The 5,413-nt window shown below is 27.6% G+C and carries 7 protein-coding genes and 1 pseudogene; 5 read left to right on the plus strand and 3 right to left on the minus strand.

The window, feature by feature from the left end; all coding sequences use genetic code 11:
• A pseudogene (locus Q0V09_RS07140) lies at window positions 1–730 on the minus strand (hypothetical protein); the annotation flags it as partial.
• Window positions 731–789: 59 nt separating this feature from the next.
• Window positions 790–2,592, minus strand: a complete 1,803-nt coding sequence (gene lepA / locus Q0V09_RS07145) for a translation elongation factor 4 (RefSeq protein WP_297487948.1) — start codon at window positions 2,590–2,592, stop codon at window positions 790–792.
• A gap of 144 nt (window positions 2,593–2,736) precedes the next feature.
• Between lepA and Q0V09_RS07150 the strand changes: the two genes are divergently transcribed.
• The 3 genes from Q0V09_RS07150 to Q0V09_RS07160 are packed head-to-tail and all read left to right on the plus strand — an operon-like array spanning window position 2,737 to window position 4,073.
• Window positions 2,737–3,201, plus strand: a complete 465-nt coding sequence (locus Q0V09_RS07150) for a YhcH/YjgK/YiaL family protein (protein ID WP_297407600.1) — start codon at window positions 2,737–2,739, stop codon at window positions 3,199–3,201.
• Window positions 3,202–3,204: 3 nt separating this feature from the next.
• Entirely contained in the window at window positions 3,205–3,870 is a 666-nt protein-coding gene (locus tag Q0V09_RS07155; RefSeq protein WP_297487951.1) for a YoaK family protein, read from the plus strand.
• Between the two features lie 8 nt (window positions 3,871–3,878).
• A complete protein-coding gene (locus Q0V09_RS07160) occupies window positions 3,879–4,073 on the plus strand; it encodes a hypothetical protein (RefSeq protein ID WP_297487954.1) in 195 nt (64 codons plus the stop codon).
• A gap of 44 nt (window positions 4,074–4,117) precedes the next feature.
• Here Q0V09_RS07160 and Q0V09_RS07165 read toward each other — a convergent pair whose 3' ends face one another.
• Window positions 4,118–4,519, minus strand: coding sequence for a PhnA protein (locus Q0V09_RS07165; RefSeq protein WP_297487957.1), 402 nt, complete (start codon window positions 4,517–4,519; stop codon window positions 4,118–4,120).
• A gap of 124 nt (window positions 4,520–4,643) precedes the next feature.
• On the opposite strand from Q0V09_RS07165, the gene Q0V09_RS07170 reads away from it, so the two are divergent.
• Together Q0V09_RS07170 and Q0V09_RS07175 are read left to right on the plus strand one after the other, a co-directional pair.
• Window positions 4,644–4,901 carry a hypothetical protein gene (locus Q0V09_RS07170; RefSeq protein WP_297487960.1) on the plus strand — a complete coding sequence of 86 codons (258 nt, stop codon included), beginning with the start codon at window positions 4,644–4,646 and terminating at the stop codon, window positions 4,899–4,901.
• 139 nt (window positions 4,902–5,040) lie between these two features.
• On the plus strand, window positions 5,041–5,413 hold a 373-nt coding region (locus Q0V09_RS07175; RefSeq protein ID WP_297487963.1), incomplete at its 3' end, for a cation:dicarboxylase symporter family transporter.

The following is a 5,413-nucleotide window of genomic DNA, read 5'->3' on the forward strand; positions in this document are numbered from 1 at the left end:
GATTGTCATTAAAAAATATTAATTTATCAGAGAGTAAAGCAAGAAAAGATGCACTTTTATCACTTGTTTCTAAAATAGACTCAATATCATTTAAAACCTCATCACTAGAGATTTCATCAATAATTCTAGAATCATTAAGAAGCCTTAGTATAAAAAATATAAGTAAAATAAAAATAGTAGTAAAAGATGCTCTTAAAAATATGGGATAGCTTTTATTTACAGCTAAATACCACCAAACTTCATTTTTATATTCACTAGTTTTAAAGGTATAAATTCCTAAGAAAATGCTAATTGTAACAACAGATAGCATTGCAAAAATCCATCCTTTAGATAGTTTATCTTGTATAAGAGATGATTTTCTATAGAAACGATCTTTTGTAGGAATTAAAAGTAGAAGAATAAAACCTAAAAAAATTGCTTGAAAATAATCAAATCCTCTAAAAAAACTAAAGAAAATTGCAAGAACTATAGTAAGAATAGAAAAATAGTATGCACTATCAAGTCTACGACTTATACCATAGGATAAAATAAGTAAAAATGTTCCTGTAATACTAGCAGACAGATGTGAAAGAGCTATAATATCCCCAGGAAGAAGTTTGTTTATTAGATTAATGTGAGATTCTTCAAATTTGAGAGAGTTAGAAAATACTAAAAGAGCACCTGAAATAAATATTAAGATACTTAAAATATCTGGAAAAAATTTAATTAAAATAGTTTTGAAATTCTTCATAAAACTCCTCCTTAATATAACAAAAGAAGTGAGAAATCTCACCTCTTTTATATTTGGTCTTAGTCGTTAAGTTTTAGTACAGATACGAAAGCTTCTTGAGGAATTTCAACGTTACCAATTTGTTTCATTCTCTTTTTACCTTCTTTTTGTTTATCTAATAATTTTTTCTTTCTAGAAATATCCCCACCATAACATTTAGCTATTACATTTTTTCTATAAGCTTTAATAGTTTCTCTAGCTATAATTTTGGCACCAAGGGCTGCTTGAATAGGCACTTCAAATTGTTGTCTAGGGATGATATCTTTAAGCTTTTCACAGATAGCTCTTCCTCTAGAAGCAGCATGTTCACTGTGAGCAATGAAAGAAAATGCATCTACAACATTACCAGAAACTAAAATATCAACTTTAACAAGGTTTGCAGATTTATATCCAATCATTTCATACTCAAAAGAAGCATAACCTTTAGTTCTTGATTTTAACTTATCATAAAAATCAATAACAATATCAGCAAGAGGTAGTTCATAAACAACCATAGCTCTATTATCATCAATATAGTTCATATCAATGTAGACTCCTCTTTTTTCTTGACAAAGTTCCATAACGTTTCCAACAAACTCTTTAGGAGTTAAAATACTTCCTTTAATATATGGTTCTTCAATTATAAATTTAGATTTTCCACCTTCAGGAAACTCACAAGGGTTATCAATAACATATGTAGGTTTGTTTTCCATAGTAATTCTATATTCAACTGATGGAGAAGTAGAGATAAGGTCAATATTATACTCTCTTCTAAGTCTTTCAACGATTATCTCCATATGTAGTAATCCTAAGAATCCACATCTAAATCCGAATCCAAGAGCTAATGAAGTTTCAGGAACAAATCCTAAAGAAGCATCATTAAGTTGTAATTTTTCAAGAGCTTCTCTTAAATCAACATAATCATCTGTAGATAGAGGGTATATTCCAGCAAATACCATTGATTGAGCAGGTCTAAAACCATCTAAAGGCTCAAGACAAGGTCTCTTAGCATGAGTTATAGTATCTCCAACTTGAGTATCTTGAATAGTTTTTATACCAGTTATAATGTATCCAACCGATCCTGAACCAAGCATTGCTTTTTCTTTTTTCATAGGTGTGAAAATTCCACACTCTAAAATGTCGAACTCTTTACCAGTTGACCAAATTTTAATTTTGTCACCTTTTTTGATACAACCATCTAAAACTTTAACATAAGTTATAACTCCACGATAGTCGTCAAATAAAGAGTCAAAAATCATAGCTTTTAATGGTGCTTCTTCATCAAAAGTAGGAGCTGGTATTTTTTCAACAATAGCTTCTAAAAGTTCTTCAATACCAATACCAGATTTAGCTGAAGCAAGAACAGCTTCATCAGCAGGAAGTCCAATAATATCCTCAATTTCATTTTTAACTTTCTCTACATCAGCAGCAGGTAAGTCAATTTTATTAATAACAGGTACAATCTCTAAGTTGTTCTCAAGAGCTAAGTAAACATTAGCAAGAGTTTGAGCTTCAACACCTTGAGCAGCATCTACAACAAGAAGAGCACCTTCACAAGCTGATAAAGAACGTGAAACCTCATAAATAAAGTCAACGTGTCCAGGTGTATCAATTAGGTTTAATTCATAAGTAATTCCATCTTTAGCTGTATAATTTAATGTAACAGCTTGAGCTTTAATAGTAATTCCCTTTTCTCTTTCAAGTTCCATAGAGTCAAGAAGTTGATCTTTCATATCTCTATCACTAACGGTACCAGTTGCTTGAAGTAATCTATCTGCAATAGTTGATTTACCGTGATCTATATGTGCTATAATTGAAAAGTTTCTTTTTAATTTTTGTAACACTTAAATCCTCCTCTGAATATATTTTTTCACACTATATTATAAAAGAATTACTGAAAAAAATCAATCTAAATTAAATTATAACTTGACTTTATAAAGTATAATATCATATGATTTAATAAATACTAAAAATAAGGGGGATAAACAGTGATATTTGGAAAAATTAATGAGTTAAAATTTTATGAGGGCATAAATTCTGATTTAGATAGGGTAATAGAGATAATTCAGAATGGAAGTTACAAAGATGGAAACGAAGGTAAAAATGAAATAAATGGGGAAAATTTATTTTTTAATCTTCAAAAATGTCAGACTAAGGTTTTAAGTGATTGCTTTTTTGAGGGTCATAAAAAGTATATTGATATTCATGTTGTAATTGATGGAGAGGAAAATATAGGTTACTCACCAAAAGAGTCTTTAAAAGAGAAAACAGAATATGAATCAGAAAGTGATTTTCAAGTTTTAGAAGGTGAAGAAGAGTATAGATTTAAAATGGATAAGGATAATTTCATTATATTTTTTCCAGATGAGCCACATATGCCTTTAATCGCAACTAATGAAGTTCCAAAGAGTTTAAAAAAAGTAGTATTTAAAATTAAATGCGAAAAGAGGTAGGTAATGGAAAGAATAAATGACAAATTATTTTGGTGGATTAGTTTACTGGCATTTTTAGGAGGGGGAATGAATGCATTTGCTCTTCTAGATTACTCGTTAACTGTAAGTCATATAACAGGTAGTATAACTAAAATATCCACTGATTTAATAGATGGGAATACACCACATCTAATAGTCATGTTAGGGTTAGTATTTTCCTTTTTTACAGGTGCAATTTGTTCTGGTATATTAATAGGTGGAACAAGGGAATTTGAACTGAAAAAAAGATATGGAGATACATTTATTATTATTGGGATATGTTTGAAAATATTAGAAACATATATATATGGAGAGATTTATTTTATATATTCAATAGCTTTTTTATTGGGATTACAAAATGGGTTATTTATAAGATATAGAGGGATGGTTATAAGAACTACTCATATGACTGGAACTGTAACTGATTTAGGAGTAGTTATTGGACATTATATAAAAGGTCAAAAAGAGATAGTTTGGAAAATGAAATACTATACAATAAACATATTATCATTTATACTAGGTGGATTTGTTATTGGATTTGGATTTAAAATTTTAAAAAGAGATATCTTTGATTATCTGTCAATTGCTTATATTTTAAGTGGTGCATATTATTTCTTTTTAAGATTTAAGTATTATAAAAGTAGAAATTAGGAGAAAAAATGGAAAAGTATTATATTACAGATGAAGAAAAAAAAGAGGTTGTTGAAAAGTATCCAACACTAGAGTGTAAAAATTCAATAGGAATAATGTTTGATGATTATATGTCAATTAAATGTAAGTTGTTAACAGGAACATGTACATATAAAAATGGAAAAAAAGATGAGTATAAAAATTGTAAAATATTAAATAAATAGAAAAAAGCCTTCTAACTATATTAATTATAGAAAGAGGGCTTTTTTTAAAATTTAATTTTTGAAATCATATTCTCTAATTCATCATCTATATAGATATTTTCTAGAGAATCACCAATCCAAGAGTATTTATCTTCAGCTGTTTTTAAAAGTGCAATAGCAGTAGCCTGAATGATTTTATTTTCACTCCAAATAGGACCTTCTAAAAATCTAAGATCATTTTCCTTAACAGAATCAATATTAAAAATAGTATTTAGACAGTGATCACAAAGAAGCATGCAATCTTCAAATTCTGGGACAGTTGGTGCTGGTGGAACTTCATATATGGTAAGTTTAACTTTACTAGCTTCACAAAGTTCACACTTAGATTTAGATCTTCTTGCTAAATCTTTACCAAAATCTCCTACACGTAATAAATTCTCTTTATATGGTTTACGTTTTTTACTCATAATAAATACCTCCTAAAAATAAGCAATCATTATATTCTACTCCTATTGAAAGAAAAGGTAAAGAAAAAAATAAAATATAAGAGAAATTATGATATCATATAAAAAAATATAAAGGGAGAAAAAGATGAAAAAAGCAGATAGTTTTGTAGAAACTTTATTATTAGTTATGGAAGATTATGAATATAAAATGGATGAGTTAGAGGAAGATATTAAAGACTTATTAATGAGTGACTTTATTTTAGAAAATAAAAAAACAGAAAACAAAACATATTTTTTATTAGAAAGTGAGCAACTTGATAAAAATATAGACATATTTTATTCAGAAATAGAAATTGATAAAGAAAAATTTTATTTAGTTAAAGACATAAAAGTTTCAAAATAGAAGAAATTAAATGCTCGATTTGATTGAAAAAATAACAAAAAAAATCGTAAAATAATTCTTTACTAAAATAATCAGAAAAAGATTGCTTTTCTTTGTGAATTTTTTATATAATAGATAAAAAAGAAATAAAGGAGAGATTATGAATAGTGTATTTTTTAAGAATTTTTTAATGATTAGTGATATAAAAACGGTTATTTTTTTAGTTGTATTAATTGTTCTTTTGGTAATGATAAATAAGCTCCCAAAGAAAAAGTTCACATTCTCAGCAAGAGTAATGATATCTACAGCTTTAGGACTTATATTAGGATTAGTAATACAAGCTGTTGCAAAGTTTCCAACAGATCCTATGAACTTAACTTTTGTAAGAGAGACAACCCTTTGGTATAGTTTATTGGGTGGGGGATTTATATCCTTAGTAAGGATGCTAGTTATTCCATTAGTTATGATATCTATAATTCATGTAATTATAAATATGAAAGAGGATGCAAATTTAGGAACTTTAGTAAAAAGAA

This window comes from uncultured Cetobacterium sp., from assembly GCF_947039425.1.
Classification (GTDB): Bacteria; Fusobacteriota; Fusobacteriia; order Fusobacteriales; family Fusobacteriaceae; genus Cetobacterium_A.

Excerpts from the sequence above, each read along its gene's own strand:
- Q0V09_RS07155 (WP_297487951.1), top strand. The coding sequence starts at position 3,205 with ATGGAAAGAATAAATGACAAATTATTTTGGTGGATTAGTTTACTGGCA.
- Q0V09_RS07160 (WP_297487954.1), top strand. The coding sequence starts at position 3,879 with ATGGAAAAGTATTATATTACAGATGAAGAAAAAAAAGAGGTTGTTGAA.
- Q0V09_RS07165 (WP_297487957.1), bottom strand. The coding sequence starts at position 4,519 with ATGAGTAAAAAACGTAAACCATATAAAGAGAATTTATTACGTGTAGGA.
- Q0V09_RS07170 (WP_297487960.1), top strand. The coding sequence starts at position 4,644 with ATGAAAAAAGCAGATAGTTTTGTAGAAACTTTATTATTAGTTATGGAA.